The sequence below is a fragment of the Candidatus Desulforudis audaxviator MP104C genome (genome assembly GCF_000018425.1).
GTDB classification, from domain to species: domain Bacteria; phylum Bacillota; class Desulfotomaculia; order Desulfotomaculales; family Desulforudaceae; genus Desulforudis; species Desulforudis audaxviator.
The window spans coordinates 1,023,416-1,040,045 of record NC_010424.1 but is presented as its reverse complement, the minus strand read 5'-3'; the positions used below and the strand labels follow the sequence as shown (position 1 = coordinate 1,040,045).

The window sequence follows — 16,630 nt, the reverse complement described above, 5'->3', positions numbered from 1 at the left end:
ATTCATGGCAGCTGTTCATCGAGAAAGCGCCCACCGCCTGCAACAAATCGGTCGGCCCACTCTCACAAACGGAAAATAAAACCAATTTGTGGGGGCTCGGGCATAGGCTGGCGCCGCCGATACAGCGACTTGCATAACATGCATTCAAATACTATAATGCATTAAAGGGGGAATAGCAATGCGAACCACCATTGAAATACCGGATGACAAGAGAGCCAAACTTCTGGCCATCGCCGCACGCCGCGGTTTCAGAGGGTACTCGCAAATTGTAAATGAAGCACTGGATCTGTATCTGGCTAAGTACGCACACGCCCGGGACACAGATATCAAGGAGATCCTCTCCTTGGCCGGCACCCTCGAAGACACTGAGGCCCGGGAAGTTGAAAACAAGATCCGGAAGGTGTGGGAGCGGTGGGAATCGTAATTGACACCTCGGTGATAATTGGTTTTCTAAGGGGTCATGAACCGGACAAGAGTTGCTTTGCAGCACTATTGAATACCGGAGAAGGAGTTCTCACCGCCGTGACACTGTTTGAGTTAAGAGTCGGCCTTGAGCAAGACAGCAAAAAGGTGCGACTCATTGAGAAAATGTACCGGCTGTTGGGCGTGCTACCCTTTGATATGGATGCCGCTGCGTGTGCGGCCGAAATTGAGAAACAACTGCGCGTGCACGGGCAGACTATTGGCACGCGGGACGTCTTTATCGCCGGTATCTGTATGGCCAACAGAATACCCATCGTGACCGGTAACGCCGCTCACTTCGCACGCATTGACGGGCTCCAAGTCTTTACTCCAACGCAAATCACCCAGTAATTGCACCGTTCGACGAGATAAGCGGTGCGGCCGGACGGTGCGCGTGCTCCCGGACTTCTTGGTACCCTACGATAATGTAGAAATGTCACAGATCAGCACCCCACCGCATACCATTTACATGCATCCCTTTCTTGGAGGTGTCGCCATGCTGCCCGCCGTCCTCACCGCCGGCGTCGTCTCGTTGATCAACGGTGTCGTGCTGCTGCTCTCCCACATCACCAACAATTCCTTTCCCCAACCCCTTTCCCGCGAAGAAGAAAAAGAGTATGTCCGGCGCATGCTGGCCGGTGACGAACACGCCCGAAATATCCTGACCGAGCGTAACCTGCGTCTCGTGGCCCATATCATCAAAAAATACGATAGCACCGGGGAGGACACGGACGACCTCATTTCCATCGGCACCATCGGCCTCATCAAGGCCATCAACACCTTCAACCCGCACAAGGGCGCGCGCCTGGCGACCTACGCCGCCCGGTGCATCGAGAACGAAATCCTCATGCACCTGCGTACCGTGAAGAAGACCCGTTTCGAGGTCTCCCTGCAGGACCCCATCGGGGTTGACAAGGAGGGAAACGAAATCACCCTGATCGACATCCTGGGCACCAATCCGGAAGTGGTTGAGGATAAAGTGGAGACCCACTTCGAACAGCGTCGCCTGCTGGAGAAAATGCACAAGCTCTCGCGGCGGGAGAAGAAGGTGCTGGCCCTGCGCTTCGGGCTCGTGGACGACACCCGGCAGACCCAGCAGGAGATCGCCCAGGACCTGGGCATCTCCCGAAGCTACGTGTCCCGCATCGAAAAACGGGCGCTGAACAAACTCGTCAAGGAACTCTCGCTCGACCCCGCAAGGTAAAGACCGCCTTCCGAAATTTCTGATGAAAGCCCTGCCTTGCCGACGCCAGGGCGGCGGCCGGGGCCATGCCCTGTGAGTGTAAGGTTTAAGTAGGAGATGTGAGGTCGGAAATAGAAGTGAGACCTCAAAACGGCTTCCCCTGAGGGGAAGCCCTCCCCGCCAAAGGAGTGAGGTCTCATGTTCAAGATTCGCTTTCTGCTTGAGGTAGTCCTGTTTCTGGCCAAGGGAATTTTTGAGGTGTTCAGGTCGGTGCGCAATGTGGATGAGTTGGAAGAGCGGGTGCAGCGGTTGGTTCAACAGGCAGGCGGCAAAATGCTGGAGGAGGCGCTGGCACACATTGACCTTGAGTTAAGCGGCAAGCGGGATCCAGCCCTCAAGAACGTGGGACAGCGGTCGCGGACCCTGGTCACCAGCTTCGGTGAGATTACGGTTAAGCGCCGACTGTACCGTAACCAGAAGACCGGCGCGTACCGGTTCCTTCTGGACGAAGCCTTGGGAATCCCTGAACGCCAACGGGTGACACCGCGGATGACCCGTATGATCCTGGAGCTAGGCACGGAGATGCCCTTCAGGCGCGCGGCCCGGGTTATGGGTTTTCTAGTACCGGGGATTCACTGGATGACCGTCTGGTCTAAGGTTCAGGATGCTGGAGAAAAGGCCGCCCGGGATGCTGAGGCACTACGCGAGGCCGTCTTTGAAGACGGTGTGGTTCCTGAAGGCGGCAAGGAGGTTCGGGAGTTATCCATTGAAGCCGATGGTGTAGTAATACCCTTGCAGCGGTCGCCCAAGGCGTTTGGTGAGATCAAGCTGTTTATCGGCTACGAGGGCAGGGAACAAAAGACCCGGAAACTGGTGAACCGTTACACGGTGGCCACCGCCAGGGGCAGCCGGGTGGCTTGGGAAGACACCGGGGCGGCCTTCGGCCACAAGTGGGACCTTAGCAGGGTAGAGCGGATCCGCATTGGTGGGGACGGCGCCGAGTGGATCAAACAAGGCCTGGAGATGTTCCCCGGGGCGACTTACCACCTTGACCCCTTCCACCTGCGCCGGCGTTTAACCGAGGCTTTAAGTTACAGCAGCAACGTCTATGAAACTGTCACCGAAGGGTTAGCCGAGCTAAACCAAGATGCGGTAGTTTCCGCCTTGGATCAGGCGATTCGGGTCAACCGGGGTGCACGCCGTAACGGGATCATGCGGCTTAAGGAGTATCTCCTGGCTAACTGGCAAGGTATCGCCGCCTTGCCGGAGGGAGACCGTTTAGGTGCGATCGAGGGCCAGGTCCGTCACACCATCGCCAGGCGAACAAAGCGGATTGGGGCGCGTTGGAGCCCGGCCGGTGCGGAACGGATGGGACGCCTGTTAGCGGTACGGGCTAATGATGAGCTGGACAGATACGCGGTACACTCGGAACCCCGGTTCGACCTACTGAAAAAGGCTGTCGGAGCCGAGGCAATCCAACTGCCCAAACGCTTCGGCAAAGATCCCGAGGCCTGGCTTCAAGCCAACGTGCCCGCCCTTGAAGGACCGCACGCCGGAAAACACTGGGTCAAGCACATAGTAAGAGAGATTAGTTCACCGAGGTGGTCTACGGTCTAATTCAAATTAAATCGGCTGGGAGATCGCCTACTAAGTCTTGACACGGACCCATGCCCTTTCGGCATTCCCATCGCTCACCGTCTGTGGTAATATGTACCTAATACCTTCACCAAGGGAGGCCGCCGCCTTGGATGACGTCCTAAGAGAGATTCTCAACGAACTGAGAGAACTCCGCCAGGGCCAAAATGAACTCCGCCAGGGCCAGCAAGCCCAAGCCCAGGAACTGAAAGAACTCCGCCAGGGCCAGCATAAACTGCGCCAGGGCCAGGAGAAGATCGCCAAAGACCTGAGCAAGCTGGCCGCCCATGTGGAAGGCGAAATCACCGATAAAATCAGGGGTCTTTACGACGCCCGCGGCCTTATGCTGGAAAGCCTTGCCCGCATCGAAGAAAGGCAGAACCGCCAGGATGAAAGACTTGACCGGCACTGGCAGGAGATACTGGTGTTAAAGAATAAGCGACGTTAACTTAACTATTGATCTCTTGATCTCTGCTACGGCTGCGTCGCGGTCAGGCGGGAACGCATTGCGCATACAAAAGCATCCACCAGCTTTGGGTCGTAGCAGGTACCGGCGCAGCGCTCGATTTCCTCCAGGGCCTCTACCGCGGCCACGGCCGGGCCGTAGCGCTCGGTGCTAACCATGTTGTCAAAAGCGTTGGCGATGGCGATGATCCGGGCCACCAGCGGTATATCCTCCCCCGACAGACCCGTGGGGAAGCCGTTGCCGTCGTAGCGTTCGTGGTGGTAGCGCACCCCGGCCCACAAGTAACGGGTCAGGCTTTTAGGTCTAAGCTGGATGATGATGTTCCCCCCCTGGATGGGGTGCTGGTTGATCTGTTCCCAGGCTCTCACGTCCAGCGGGTGGGCTTTCGCCAGGATTTCCTCAGGTACGGTGATTTTGCCGACGTCGTGCAGCAGGGAGGCCCATTGAACCAAATCCTGTTCCTCCGGGTCAAGCCCCAACTCTTGAGCAATTAGAAGAGCGTATTGGCTGACACGCTCCGAGTGCCCCTTGGCTCGCGGATCCCGCGCATCAAGCAAGTCCGCAACAGCAGCGAGCAGAGAGTTTAGAAACCGGCGCTGCTGCACGTGCCGGCGGCTGTTGACGATGACCTTGGCCGAGTGAAGCGCGAGGGCTCTGCTAATCCTCAAATCCGCGTCATTGAAAAGCGCGCCATCCAGTTTGTTGATCAGTTGCAGTGAACCAACACTCTTCTCTTCGGTAAACAGGGGAACCACCAGCATTGAACGGGTGATGAACCCGGTGGTCTCGCCAAAATGGCTTGCCCAGCGCTCGTCCCTGGTTACGTCCTCTACAAACACCGGCTCCCGGCCTTCGCAGACCTGGCCGGCCAGACCCTCCCCTTTTTTCAGCTTCAACTCTTGCAGGCGGTCGGCTTTGGGGCCGCGAGTGGCCACCGGCAACAGGTATTCGTCATCCAGGATCCAGAGCGTGCCGGCTTCTGCGCTTACGGCCCCCATGCAGGCATCCAGCACCACGTCCATTATCCGGTCAGCGTCCAGGGTGGCACTGATCACCCCGCTGACTTCAAGGACGGTTTCTAGTTCCCTGATGCGCTCTTCCAGGGCCGCCAGCCTGAATTCGATCTCGCTCATAATGAGGCCTCCATGGGATGGTTTTCCGCTATCCGCCGCCAACGATCAGCCTACCGGCTGAGTACGATCACGAATCCGTTCCGCCCGTCGCAATAGGTTTTGGAACCAAAAAAATCGTCGATCAGGCTGGAAGGCACCATCATGCGTCCGTTCACAATCTCAGCAGGCCATTCGGTACGCTTGGGCCGCCCGTTTTCGTAATAGGTCAGTGAATGCTGAGGTATTATTACGTGCTTTTGACCCCGACGGACTTCCACCATTCCGGTTTCGTAATTGAAATCTACCCGCCCCCCCAGCCTTTCGGCCAGCGGCCTTAACGGCACCATAATGCGCCCGGCCACGTCGTAAGCATTGACGTTCGTCACCAGGCGGGTGCCATCGACTATGATGCCGCGGTTCTCCACCGCGTCCGCCCCGATCAGGAAGCTAAAGGACAACAGTAACACCATCGCGGCTATGGTGAGGTATCTGCTCATCTTGCACGCCCCCAAGCGTTACCTAATTGTGAAAGGGCAAACCAACAGCCCCAGGCGGTCCCTCGCCCGAATCCGGTTCGGAAGCCAGCTGCCCCGCCGGTACCTCCCGCACCTCCGGTGCGGGCTCTACTGTCGGCGGATCACTGTCCCGGACACCGGTACCGGTTGTCTCCCCGGATTCCTGTTCCGGTTCCGGCAGGGTTACCAGGTACAGGAGTGGGACCTCCCCGCCCATCCGCACTTCAAAATGCGGCGAAACCTTGCCGAAAAGCTCCCCGGGGTATTGAAAGGCCCTGGTGCCCCTCCCCTGCGACCATTCCTGAATACGCATGACCTCACCGTACAGTTCCTGACCAGCGTCCGGCACAGTGTAGAAGGCCAGGGTGACCTTGGTGCGCACTACCGGTTCCAAGCCGTGTTCAAAAACGGTTAGGAGGTCGTTACCCCCGAAGTACTGCTGAATTTCCAGATTTAAGACGTGCACCAAGTTGCCGAGGTTTTCGAGGTAGTTGATCAGGGACAGGCAACTTGCATAAGTGCTCCAGAATTCCAGCTCCACCGGCAGTACCAAGTAACCGGTTCTTTCAATCACCGCGCCAGGCTTTAGGCCCGCGATGAACACCTCTTCCTCCAAGGCTTTGATGCCAAGCATTACCAATACCGTTCCGCTCTGGTAGTTGGTGTCAAAATGCCGGCTGAGTTCCTCCAGCCGGATCTGGGAAGCAGCCTCCCTCTCCTTTTCCACCTCGAAACGTGCCGCTTTGGCCCGGTACTGTTGCAGTTCGGCACTGGTGGCCTCCAGGGCGGCACCAGCCCTCTGAAAAGCACTGATCTGCCTGCTCAAGACTAACAGGTAGAGCAGAGCAAACACCAGGACAGTCGCCGCTACCATTACCAGGAGCCGTTGCCGTTCACTGAGGTTCTGCCACATCGATATCAGCCCCTTTCAGGTATGCGTCGACCTCGAACAGCTTGTGTCCGTGGAAAGTAAGCACTTCTTCTTCCAGGTATTTGAGTTGGACCAGTTCGAAATAGGGCAGGCTGTAAAGGTTGTTGATCAGCACCCCGATAGAAGCGGTGGACTGGGCCACCCCTTGAATCGTGATCACGTTGGGTAGTACCAAGCCCTGCGGCTCGGCCTTGCCGGCCGCTGTCTTGTCCGCCTTCAAACCAGATGGGGAAGCAAAACCGCCCAGAACCGGGACATCCTCTACCCGTCCGGCCCGAATCACACCCAGAAACACGTCGGCCGGCAGGTTATAGTTGATGTCATTCAGCAGCCTGGTCCACCTGATCTGACCCAACAGGAGCGTTTCCAGCTCCGCGCTGCGCTTTTCGTTTTCCGCACTCCGGGCCGCAAGCGCGTCCACCTGCTCGGCGATTGGTTTCACCAGCGCCACCTGGGCGCGCAGTTGGGCCAGTTCCGCGTTACGGGCGTGGTACTGCCAGAGAAATGAACCGTAGCTACCGACCAGCACCACGAACACCGCCGCCAAAACCAGCAGTTTCTTAAGACGCCCCATATCCACGGAAACATCTTTCTGGAGTTCAGGCGGTAAAAGGTTGATCTTGTACATAACAACTCAGTCCCCCTTCCCCGGCCTGGTGAGGCTGAACCGCGCCTCACGTAAAGCCAGCCCCACCGCCATGAACATCGCCGGATCGCACACCGACATCTCCGCCTCAACGCCCTCGGGTACCGCAAACGGCAGGGTACCGAGTTCCACCGGGAACTCCAGGGCCTCAGCCATAAAGGACACGAATCCTTTGAGATTGCAGGTCCCCCCGCTCAACACCAACCTTTTGATCGGCCGGGCGTTTTTGCCCGCGGCGTAATAATCCAACGCCCGGCGGAGTTCCCGCACAATTTCGCCCAGGCCGTCCCGGAGGGAAAAGTCCAGCTGCATCTCGTCGGGCGAGGTGATGTTCGCCGCCTCCTCCGCCGATAGGATCTTCCCGCTCTTCTCTTTCAATTGCTGCGCCTCGCCGAAATCGATCCCGTACGTGTCGGCCATGGACTTGGTCAGCAGGTCTCCGCCCACACCCAGCGAATGACAGAATACCAGCGCCCCCCGGTCAACCACAATGAGTGTCGTGTGCGCCGCGCCCAGGTCGGCCACGGCCACCACCTCCGCGGGATGTTCCTCGTGGCCGACCACCCCGCCCAACACCCGCCAGAGGGCCAGCGGCTGCAAGTCCAGGGCTGAGATGGTCACGCCGGCCTGGACAAACAGCTCGTAGAAATCGTGCACCACCTGCGCCGGCACCGCCGCCAGCAATAACTGCTGCTGCGTCCCATCCTCGCCCTCGGTTTCACCCAGCTTGACGTACCGCACGATCAGGTCCGACAACGGAATGGGGATGGACTTTTCCGCCTCGAAACTGACCGCCGAGGCCAGTTCCTTTTCCGGCATTCTGGGCACCCGGACAAGGCGCGTGATGACCTTGTCCGCCCCCAGGGCGGCAAACACGTGCTGGCCCTTGATCCCTGCCGCATCCACCGCCTCCGCCAGCCGACTCAGCCGGGCCCCCTCGTCGGTCTCATCGTTCCCGAGCTCCGGCTGGGCCGTTCGCACCAGTTGCAGCAGCGTGGGCTGGGGCCCCGCCAGGCTCACCGTCGCGACCTTGATCGCCCGCGTGCCGTAGTCCACGGCCGTAAAGGTGGTGCGCTGGGGCAGAATCCTTTTCACCAGTTGCTTGACATTCAATACCTGCGTCCCCCTCCTTGGCTAGAAAACCCCGTATTTCTCACGCCAGCCAAGAATCTTAACCTCGGTTCCGGGCAAAGCCATGCCGTTGGTCAGGATTCGACCCGGGTCATATTCAAAATTTACACCGTTTCCGCCACCGCTCAGCACCACGTTCTGAGCAATAACGGTGCCCTTCAGGCCTGCGTTCCCATTCAAACAGAGTTTTCGGGCGATCACATCTGCTTCCAGCGTGCAGGTTTGCACCTTGACTTGTTCGCCCAAGGATATAAGCCTTAGTGAACCGCTCGCGCCGGTCGTTTTCGTCAAGTTCCTGGTGATCGTAATGTTGCCGGTGGCGATTATGGTACCGTAGCCGGCATACTCTCCCGACAGCGTAAGGTCCCCCACATGGCGATAGATACCCTCCAGACTGCTCAGGTGACTACTGTCCCATGTCGTAAGGTACTCGTCCTGAACAAGATCGTTGTAGTATTGCAGCATTTGTTCGGTGAGGACTTCCGGCGGCTCACCCGGGAACGGATCTAAGCCGCTCTGACAGTCACCCGGAGTAGGCACCTGAATCCCCTTTCCAGACGGATCGTTTATTGGACCGGTAATGCTTCCCCCCACCTTGACTTCGTTCATGATCACCCTGGCGTTCCCGCTGACGCTTAGGTCGCCAAGAACGTGGAGGCTGTTTCCTGTAAGTCGTGCGTTTCCGCCAACGGAGAGACTGCCGCGCACGAACACCTTCCCAATATTCTCAAGGATTTCATCGGTTATCTCCAGCGAAAGGGAGCCCAGCCAAGACTGGGTTGTCGTCCCATCTACAAAGAGACCCGGCCAGTTCCAGACGGCCTCGTGCAATTCTACCCGGACAGGCATTACCAGAGTCTTTTGCGCTGAGCCATAGCTGCCGACGGAAGTAATGGTTACTTCCCGGCGCATGTTGGAGTCCCATTCCCCGGCGGCGACCTCAAAGGCATACTTCCCCCCGCCGAAGGCAACCGACCCGTCGGCCGGGTCGAAACCTTCCCAGTTACCGACAAAGCCCTCCCACGACGGCTGGAGCCGCAACTGGGCCAATGCCCGCTCCATGCCCGCCTCGGCGATGTAGTAGGCCTTCACGTCGTCGGTGTGTGCCCGGGCAACCCTAACCGCGCCGGTCCCCAGTGTCACCAGGGCGGAAGCCACTACAATGGCGATGGCCACTACCATGGTTACCAGAACCAAGGCTTGGCCGGCCTCACCTTCCCGATTGCGCACCACGCTGATTCACCCCCGGTCACCCGGTCGTTTCCCGCAGGGTTACGCTTGTCGTCAGTTCGAGACTGGTCCCTTCGGCATCGCCCCGCAGGCGTATGGCCACCCGGCCGGACTCGTGATAAGAAAACCGGGCTTCACTGATCCCCCTGGCAACTACTATGGTCGTCCCGTCCACCTCGCGGACCAGCTGCCGTTCTTCATTTGCATAGTACGTCACCGTATTGCCGTCGGTATTGACGAACACCAGCCGCCCCTCGTCACAGCCCCCCGTCAGTCCCTGGGCCGCACGCAGTTCGCGGGACATGCGGTCTAGGCCTCGTCGCAGATTCTCCCGCACCTCCTGGCGGGCTTCGCCCTTCTGCCAGGAAACCAGGGCCTCAAAAAGGAGCATCTGAGCCACGGTCAGGACGAGCACCAGGATAAGTGATGCGATCAGCAGTTCTATCAGTGTAAAGCCGCGTTGTCCGTCGCAAAGCCTCAACCGTATCATCGTCGCGCCCGTTCCGTCTGCAAGGCCAGCGTGCCAGTGCCGTCCAGGGTCGGGTAAGTCACCGTGACGGTAATTGTCTTGACGCGGAGCGCTCCGGTGCTTACCTCCACTTCGTACCCGTAACCGGCGTACTGCTCGTAGCCCGGTACCTCGGTGAACCACCGGAAGGCAGTGCCGGCCACCTCGGCGTACGGTCTGGCTTTCAGCTCCTCCAGCCTGTCCTGTGCCAGCATTAGCGCCGTGGTTTCAGCACCGGCGCGTACCGATGCCCGGTGATGCAGCATGTAGGCGGTGGCCAGGGGCGCCAGCACAATGGAGATAATTACCGTGGCCACCAGCACCTCGATGACCGTGAAACCGACCGATTGGCGTGTCAGACCGGTTTTCCGGGAGGTCACGCCTCCTGTCCCCCCTTGCCGCAGTGTCAAACCTGTGGTCATGCCCGCTTCCCCCTGTCTAGTCCGGCTCAGGATTCCCCGGAAGGGGTCATCACCCGTACCCCTCCGGTGCCGTCCACCACCACCAGGCGGGACTGCCCCGAACCGCCCTTCAGGGTCACCTGCCCCGCCGTGGAGGGGCGGCCCTGCTCCCCGAAGGTGAGCTCGCCGGCAGGGAAGGTTGTGCCCGCCAAGAGCACATTGGCCGGCAAAGAGCTGCTTTCCAGTTCGGTTTGGATCTCTTCCGGATCCCCCGGATCCACGCACTCAATCCTGTACAGGGTATAGCTGTTACGCCCGGAATCGAATACGATCTTGTGCCGCATCTCCCGGCTCACGCTTTCCTGCTGCGCGTACCGGATCGTGGTAGCGATCTCGGCGGCGGCACTCCGGACGTGATAGGAATCCAGGGACGTTCGCATATTCGGCACGGCGACGGCCAGAATGATCCCGATAATCGCCAGGACCACCGCCATTTCGATCAGAGTGAAACCCGCGCTCCCGGCTTTCCCGCTCCCCGGCTCGCCACCCCGGCCCTCCAGCGGCTGCAAACCCGCTCACCCCTTCTGCCGCGCGCCCCTCTCGTACCTTAACTATACTATACTACTGTACGCGACTACCACACTCCGGCTACCGGGCACCCAGACTAGCTTATCCCGGCAACAACGCTGAACATGGGCAGGTAAACCGCGAGCAGGATGAAACCGACGACCAGCCCGAAGAAAACCATCAAGAGGGGCTCCAGGATGCTGGAAAGCCGGGACACGGTCGCGTCGACCTCCCGCTCGTAGAACTGGGCCACCCGGTCCAGGAGGTTGTCCAGGGCGCCGGTGTCCTCGCCGATGGCGATCATCCGGGTAACCATCGGCGGGAAAACCCTGCTTCTCTCCAGCGGCTTCGCCAGCCCTTCGCCCTCCTTGACGCTGTTTTCGGCGCTCAGAATGGCCTCGGCCACGATCTGGTTGCCGGCAATACGGCGGACAATGGCCAGGGACTGCAGCAGGGGCACTCCGCTCCGTACCAGAGAACTCAAGGTCCGGTTCACCCGGGCGATGATCATTTTCCTGATCAGCGTGCCGAAGACCGGCAGCCGGAGTATCAGCCGGTCGACGGCCCGCCGCCCATTCTTGGTGCGTGCGTATTGCCGCAGTGCGAAGACGGCCCCGGCCAACGACAGCAGCACCAGGTACCAGTACCCCCGCAGGAAGTCGCTGAGCCCGATCACCAGCAGGGTCGGTACAGGCAAGGGCAGGTTCATAGAAGTCAGCATCTCCGTAAAGGTCGGGAGCACAAAGATCAGGATGATGGAAATGGCTGCCAGAGCCACGGCCAAAATCACCAGGGGGTAACTCATGGCCGACTTCACCTTGGCCCTGATGTCCGCATCCTTCTCCAGTTGGGTGGCCAGGCGCTCCAGCACCTCCTCGAGTGCGCCGCCCGTTTCTCCGGCCTCGACCATCGTGACAAAGAGTTCGGGGAAGATCTTGGGAAAGGCGCGTAGCGCTTCCGAAAGGGTATTCCCCGCTTCCACAGCCATGGCCACCGACGCCGCCGTCAGGCGCAGGGTCTTGTTGTCACTCTGCTGCCCGAGTACGTTCAAACAGGTCAGGAGCGGCATTCCGGCCTGGACCATGGTGGCCAGCTGGCGGCAGAATACGGCCAGGTCCCTGGCCGTCACCTTCGGCGCGGTCAGCGCCGCGAACGATGAACCCCCGGCTTGCGGCGCCGGCTTGAGTTCCACCACGAAGTACCGGCGCTCCCTCAAACGGGCCCGGGCGGCGGTTTCGCTTTCCGCGGTGATGGTGCCCCCCACCAGTCTCCCGGACTCATTCCGGGCCTTGTACCTGAACTTACGGCCTTTCACTTTCCCGATCTTGCCTCCGAGCCGTTTTTTCAGCATGAGCATCCTATGTTGAACACAACTCTCGGAACCTCTACCCGTGCTGCGACGTCACTCCTCGATCATCTTCCTGAGACTCTCCGGGTCAGCCGCCCGGTTCAGGGCCTCCTGCTTGCTGATCATGTTCTTCTGGTACAGCGTGCGCAGGCTCATATCCAGCGACTGCATTCCGTACTTCGCCCCGGTCTGAATCTGGCTGATGATCTGGTAGGTCTTGCCTTCGCGAATCAGGTTTCGTATTGCCGGCGTGGCCACCATGATTTCAATGGCCGCCACCCGTCCCGGCTTGTCGATCCGGGGGATGAGTTGCTGCGCGACCACTCCCTGGATCGTGTTGGCCAGTTGAACCCGGATCTGCTGCTGCTGGTGCGGGGGGAAGACATCGATGATCCGATCGATGGTCTGGGCCGCGCTGGAGGTGTGCAGGGTAGCCAAAACCAGGTGGCCGGTCTCGGCCGCCGTCAGGGCGATCCCGACCGTCTCCGGGTCGCGCATTTCACCCACCAGGATGACGTCGGGGTCCTCGCGCATAGCGGCGCGCAGGGCGCTGGCGAAGGATCCGGTATCCAGTCCGATCTCCCGCTGGTTGACCCGGCATTTCTTGTGCACGTGCACAAACTCGATCGGGTCTTCCAGGGTGATGATGTGGTCGTGCCGCTCCCGGTTGATCAGGTCAATCATGGACGCCAGGGTGGTCGACTTGCCGCTGCCGGTGGGACCGGTCACCAGGACCATACCCCGGGGCCGGCGGGACAGGTAGGCCAGAATTTCCGGCAGGCCGAGTTCGCTGAATGACAGAATCCTGGAGTTGATCAGGCGGAGCGCCAACGCCACGTTGCCCTTCTGCTTGTACGCGTTCACCCGGAAGCGCCCCACGCCCTCGATAGCGTACGAAAAGTCCAAATCCCCGACCCGGAGAAAGTCATTGTACCGCTCCGGAGCGATGAGTTGCCGGGCCAGCCCGTCGGTATCGGCCGGAGTCAAGGCCCGCACGTACGATGGGTCGATTTCCAGCCGCCCCTGCCATTCCGGAGCATCAAACGGCAGGAGGGCGCCGTGCAGGCGGAAGGCCGGCGGGCTATCCACCGTCAGGTGCACGTCGGACACGCCCAGTTTGAAGGCCAGTCTTAGAATCTCGTCTATCTGCATCCCGCGCGCCTCCTTAAAGAATCAAGCGCGGCTACTCATCCTCACCGATGTAGGCCACGCGCATAACTTCGTCCACGGTGGTCAGGCCCTCCAGCACCTTATACACTCCGTCCTGTTTCAAGGTGATCATCCCGTGCTGAACCGCTTTCTGCTTAAGCTGGTCGGCGGGCACGTTGGCCGAAATCAGGGGACGGAGTTCGGACCCGACGATGAACACCTCGTGCAGAGCCACCCGGCCCCGGTACCCGGATTGGCCGCACCGGTTACAGCCCCGGCCCCGGTAGAGCGTCACCGCATCGGCAGAGTCGCAGCCGAGGAACTGGCGCACCGGATCGTGCTCCGGCAGCGGGTAGGCCTCCTTGCATGTTGTGCAAAGGCGGCGCACCAGACGCTGGGCCACCACCCCGAGCAGGGAGGCCGAGACCATAAAAGGCTCCACGCCCATATCCACCAGGCGGTTTACCGCGCTGGCGGCGTCGTTGGTATGTAGCGTTGACATCACCAGGTGGCCGGTTACCGCCGCCCGCACGGCGATGTCAGCCGTCTCCCGGTCGCGGATCTCTCCGACCATCACGATGTCCGGGTCCTGCCGCAGAATCGAGCGAAGCCCGGCGGCGAAGGTCATTCCGGCCTTGACGTTCACCTGTGTCTGGTTGATGCCCCGCAACATGTACTCAATCGGGTCTTCAATCGTGGTGATATTCCTCTCCGGGGTGTTCAGTTGGTTGAGGGCGGCATAGAGGGTGGTGGTTTTGCCGCTTCCCGTGGGGCCGGTGATCAGCAACATCCCGTAAGCATTGCGAAGAGCCGACTGGAACTTCCTGAGGTTGTCCGGGTGAAAGCCGAGCTGTTCGATTCGGTAGTTCTGCATACCCGACTTGTCCAGCAGGCGGCTGACCACTTTCTCTCCGTAAGCCGTCGGCAGGGTTGACACACGCATGTCGATCTCTTTGGTCCCAAACTTGAGTGGGATACGGCCGTCCTGGGGCACCCTTTTCTCGGCGATGTCCATTTCGGACATAATCTTGACACGAGAGATGACGGCGGGGCGGATCTTCTTGGGCAGGTGGGCGACCTCCCGCAGCAGGCCGTCCACCCGGTACCTGATCCGGAGTCCGGTCTCCTGGGGTTCGATATGGATGTCGCTGGCTTTCATTTCGATGGCTTGCAGGAACAGGGAATTCACCAACCGCACCACGGGGGCGTCGTCGACCAGGCTTTCCTCTTCCGGCTCTTCCTCCTCCGCGGCCACTTCCAGGTCAAATTCCTCGAAAGCTTTGTCAAACTGCGGGATGCCGAAGTGTTTCTGCAGCGCCGCCTCGATGTCTTCCTGCGCCATCTTCACCGGTTCCACCTCGCACCCCAGAATCAGGCGGAAATCATCTATCGCCAGGATGTTTGTCGGGTCGGCCAAGGCTAGTGTCAGTTTACGTCCTTCTTTCTTCACCGGGATGGCCATATATTTCCGGATAAGTTGTTCCGGTACAGTCTTCAGCAAATCAGGGTCGATCGACTCCAGGGACACGGTGGGAGCCAAGCCCAGAATGTCGTTGATCTCGTCCTGGGAGACCAAACCCATCCCGACCAGAATGACGCCCAGCTTGTCGCCGGTCTTGGACTGAATCCGCAGGGCTTCCCAGAGCTGTTCCCTGGTGATCAGAGCTCTTTCAATAAGTTGTTCCCCGAGTTGCTTCTTGGAAGTCTTTGCCTCCGCCACAACAACACCTCAAAACAATCGGAAGCTCACCAAGACTTTCTAGATGCGATCGGTATTCCCTTTTCTTTTTAACCCCACAAACCAAAATACCAACTGATTATCTCCCTTCCCCAGAGCGCGGCGACGATGCCTCCCAGCGCCAGGTACGGCCCGAACGGCACCGGGTCCTTCCTGCCCTTCCGACCGGTGGCCAGCAGCAACACCGCCACCGTTCCCCCGGCCAAAAAGGCCAGAAACAGCGCCAGCGCCACCCCCGCCGGACCCAGGTAGAGCCCCATCAGCGCCGCGAGTTTGATATCGCCCCCACCCATCCCCCCGCGGGATATCACCGCGATGGCCAGCATGAAGAGGCCCGCCCCCAAAAACGCGGCCGCGCCCCAGAGCAGGGCGGCCCACGACTGAAGCGCCACCAGCGGCAACCCCAGCACCAGGCCGGCCAGCACGACCCGGTCGGGAATGATTCCATGGCGGAGGTCGATCAGCGTTGCGATGAGCAACACCGCAAAGAGTGCCCAGGCGCCCGGCGTCGCCCAGGTGGCGCCGAACCGCAGCCAGGCCAGGACAAACAACAAACCGGCGGCGCACTCCACCAGCGGGTAATGCCACGAGATAGGCACCCCGCACCGGCGGCACCGCCCCCGCAGATAGAGGAAGCTGAACACTGGCACCAGGTCGATAAAGCCCAGCTTCGCCCCGCAGGAGACACACCGCGACGGTGGAAACACTACCGACTCCCCGACCGGCAGGCGGTGGATGCAGACGTTGAGAAAGCTGCCCACGATGGATCCGAGCACGAATATCAGGAGGCCCTCGAGAACCACCCGCACCCCCACGTTTTAGTTTGAACCTATAAGCGCCCGAAACACGTAGTCACATACTCAAAGTATAGATATTCCAGGAATTATATGCAATGTTGTCGAAACACCTGCTTGGCACTACTCAAACCATCCACACAATCGCCGGCGATTCACAAGTTCCCGTAATGAACCGCAAAAAACTAGTCATGCCCCAAAATCCGGAAGGAAAACTCAATATTCGCGCCGAATCTCCAATTTGTATCCAGGAGTAAACCCTCTGTGTTCCGGTGTCCCTTAACCAGAAGGGGGAAGGAGAGAGAGCTTGGCGTGGCCGAGAGCAACCCTGAAGTGAACGTGGAACGGACCAGCAGGACCGAGTTTTTCAAACGCCACCTGCGGGTCATCGCGGCGCTGGGCATCGCCTTTGTCGTTATCAGCGCGGGCACAGTGACGTACGTCATCCTGAAGCCTGACGCCGGCAACGTTCCCGCCGACCAGGCCCCGCCCGGAACCGGCCCGGACAAAGCCGGCCAGGCGTACGAGGTTTTGCCCAAGACCAAGAGGCCGCTGGACCCGGTACCGGAGGAAACTCCCAAACGCAAACAGGTCAAGGATCCGTTTATAGGCCCCCTGGAACTCGCCGGCGTCATCCTGGGCGGCCGCGGGGGCAACCTGGCCATCATCGAGGCCGGCGACGCCGCCTACGTGGTCTCCGAAGGGGACCTGGTGCAGAGCGTTTGGACCGTCTCGAAAATCGACAAGGACACCGTTCTGCTCACCGCCGGCGAGCAAGAGTTGGAACTCTCATTGGCCGGAAGGCGCTGAGGAG

19 protein-coding genes are annotated in these 16,630 nt (G+C 59.9%); 6 read left to right on the top strand and 13 right to left on the bottom strand.

What is annotated here, in order from left to right; genetic code table 11:
- Window positions 1-178 precede the first annotated feature (178 nt).
- The 5 genes from DAUD_RS04950 to DAUD_RS04930 all read left to right on the top strand — a co-directional run bounded on the left by DAUD_RS04950 (window position 179) and on the right by DAUD_RS04930 (window position 3,728).
- Window positions 179-424, top strand: a complete 246-nt coding sequence (locus DAUD_RS04950) for a CopG family transcriptional regulator (RefSeq protein WP_012302082.1) — start codon at window positions 179-181, stop codon at window positions 422-424.
- Complete coding sequence (locus tag DAUD_RS04945; RefSeq protein WP_012302081.1) at window positions 412-813, top strand: type II toxin-antitoxin system VapC family toxin; 402 nt, start codon at window positions 412-414, stop codon at window positions 811-813. Before DAUD_RS04950 ends, DAUD_RS04945 begins: the two co-directional genes overlap by 13 nt.
- A 145-nt stretch (window positions 814-958) precedes the next feature.
- On the top strand, window positions 959-1,666 hold the full coding sequence (gene sigK, locus DAUD_RS04940) for an RNA polymerase sporulation sigma factor SigK (RefSeq protein WP_041570830.1): 708 nt from the start codon (window positions 959-961) through the stop codon (window positions 1,664-1,666).
- Window positions 1,667-1,843: 177 nt separating this feature from the next.
- Complete coding sequence (locus DAUD_RS04935; RefSeq protein ID WP_012302079.1) at window positions 1,844-3,262, top strand: ISLre2-like element ISCde3 family transposase; 1,419 nt, start codon at window positions 1,844-1,846, stop codon at window positions 3,260-3,262.
- A gap of 127 nt (window positions 3,263-3,389) precedes the next feature.
- Window positions 3,390-3,728 (top strand): hypothetical protein, encoded by a 339-nt coding sequence (locus DAUD_RS04930; RefSeq protein WP_012302078.1) that lies wholly within the window; start codon window positions 3,390-3,392, stop codon window positions 3,726-3,728.
- A gap of 26 nt (window positions 3,729-3,754) precedes the next feature.
- Here the strand turns inward: DAUD_RS04930 and DAUD_RS04925 are convergent, their stop codons facing one another.
- From DAUD_RS04925 to DAUD_RS04865, 13 genes are all read right to left on the bottom strand, one after another.
- Window positions 3,755-4,879, bottom strand: coding sequence for an HD domain-containing phosphohydrolase (locus DAUD_RS04925; RefSeq protein ID WP_012302077.1), 1,125 nt, complete (start codon window positions 4,877-4,879; stop codon window positions 3,755-3,757).
- Window positions 4,880-4,929: 50 nt separating this feature from the next.
- A complete protein-coding gene (locus tag DAUD_RS04920; protein WP_012302076.1) occupies window positions 4,930-5,355 on the bottom strand; it encodes a copper amine oxidase N-terminal domain-containing protein in 426 nt (141 codons plus the stop codon).
- Between the two features lie 22 nt (window positions 5,356-5,377).
- Complete coding sequence (locus DAUD_RS04915) at window positions 5,378-6,286, bottom strand: hypothetical protein (protein ID WP_012302075.1); 909 nt, start codon at window positions 6,284-6,286, stop codon at window positions 5,378-5,380.
- Complete coding sequence (locus tag DAUD_RS04910; protein WP_012302074.1) at window positions 6,267-6,932, bottom strand: PilN domain-containing protein; 666 nt, start codon at window positions 6,930-6,932, stop codon at window positions 6,267-6,269. The genes DAUD_RS04915 and DAUD_RS04910 overlap by 20 nt, the downstream gene beginning before the upstream one ends.
- Before the next feature lie 6 nt (window positions 6,933-6,938).
- A complete protein-coding gene (gene pilM, locus DAUD_RS04905) occupies window positions 6,939-8,063 on the bottom strand; it encodes a type IV pilus assembly protein PilM (RefSeq protein ID WP_012302073.1) in 1,125 nt (374 codons plus the stop codon).
- A 21-nt stretch (window positions 8,064-8,084) separates the two neighbouring features.
- Window positions 8,085-9,314 (bottom strand): pilus assembly PilX N-terminal domain-containing protein, encoded by a 1,230-nt coding sequence (locus DAUD_RS04900; protein ID WP_012302072.1) that lies wholly within the window; start codon window positions 9,312-9,314, stop codon window positions 8,085-8,087.
- 16 nt (window positions 9,315-9,330) lie between these two features.
- The gene (locus tag DAUD_RS11555; RefSeq protein WP_012302071.1) at window positions 9,331-9,801 is read right to left on the bottom strand and encodes a PilW family protein; all 471 of its coding nucleotides are present in this window, start codon (window positions 9,799-9,801) and stop codon (window positions 9,331-9,333) included.
- Window positions 9,798-10,241 carry a prepilin-type N-terminal cleavage/methylation domain-containing protein gene (locus tag DAUD_RS04890; RefSeq protein WP_012302070.1) on the bottom strand — a complete coding sequence of 148 codons (444 nt, stop codon included), beginning with the start codon at window positions 10,239-10,241 and terminating at the stop codon, window positions 9,798-9,800. Before DAUD_RS04890 ends, DAUD_RS11555 begins: the two co-directional genes overlap by 4 nt.
- Window positions 10,242-10,267: 26 nt before the next feature.
- Window positions 10,268-10,789 carry a GspH/FimT family pseudopilin gene (locus DAUD_RS04885; RefSeq protein WP_012302069.1) on the bottom strand — a complete coding sequence of 174 codons (522 nt, stop codon included), beginning with the start codon at window positions 10,787-10,789 and terminating at the stop codon, window positions 10,268-10,270.
- 95 nt (window positions 10,790-10,884) lie between these two features.
- A complete protein-coding gene (locus DAUD_RS04880) occupies window positions 10,885-12,138 on the bottom strand; it encodes a type II secretion system F family protein (protein ID WP_012302068.1) in 1,254 nt (417 codons plus the stop codon).
- Window positions 12,139-12,189: 51 nt separating this feature from the next.
- Window positions 12,190-13,287, bottom strand: a complete 1,098-nt coding sequence (locus DAUD_RS04875) for a type IV pilus twitching motility protein PilT (RefSeq protein ID WP_012302067.1) — start codon at window positions 13,285-13,287, stop codon at window positions 12,190-12,192.
- Between the two features lie 31 nt (window positions 13,288-13,318).
- Window positions 13,319-15,004 (bottom strand): GspE/PulE family protein, encoded by a 1,686-nt coding sequence (locus tag DAUD_RS04870; RefSeq protein ID WP_012302066.1) that lies wholly within the window; start codon window positions 15,002-15,004, stop codon window positions 13,319-13,321.
- 68 nt (window positions 15,005-15,072) lie between these two features.
- Entirely contained in the window at window positions 15,073-15,825 is a 753-nt protein-coding gene (locus tag DAUD_RS04865) for a prepilin peptidase (protein ID WP_166485120.1), read from the bottom strand.
- 303 nt (window positions 15,826-16,128) lie between these two features.
- Here DAUD_RS04865 and DAUD_RS04860 point away from each other — a divergent pair, with 303 nt between their 5' ends.
- Entirely contained in the window at window positions 16,129-16,626 is a 498-nt protein-coding gene (locus tag DAUD_RS04860; protein WP_041570828.1) for a hypothetical protein, read from the top strand.
- The last annotated feature ends 4 nt before the right edge of the window (window positions 16,627-16,630 follow it).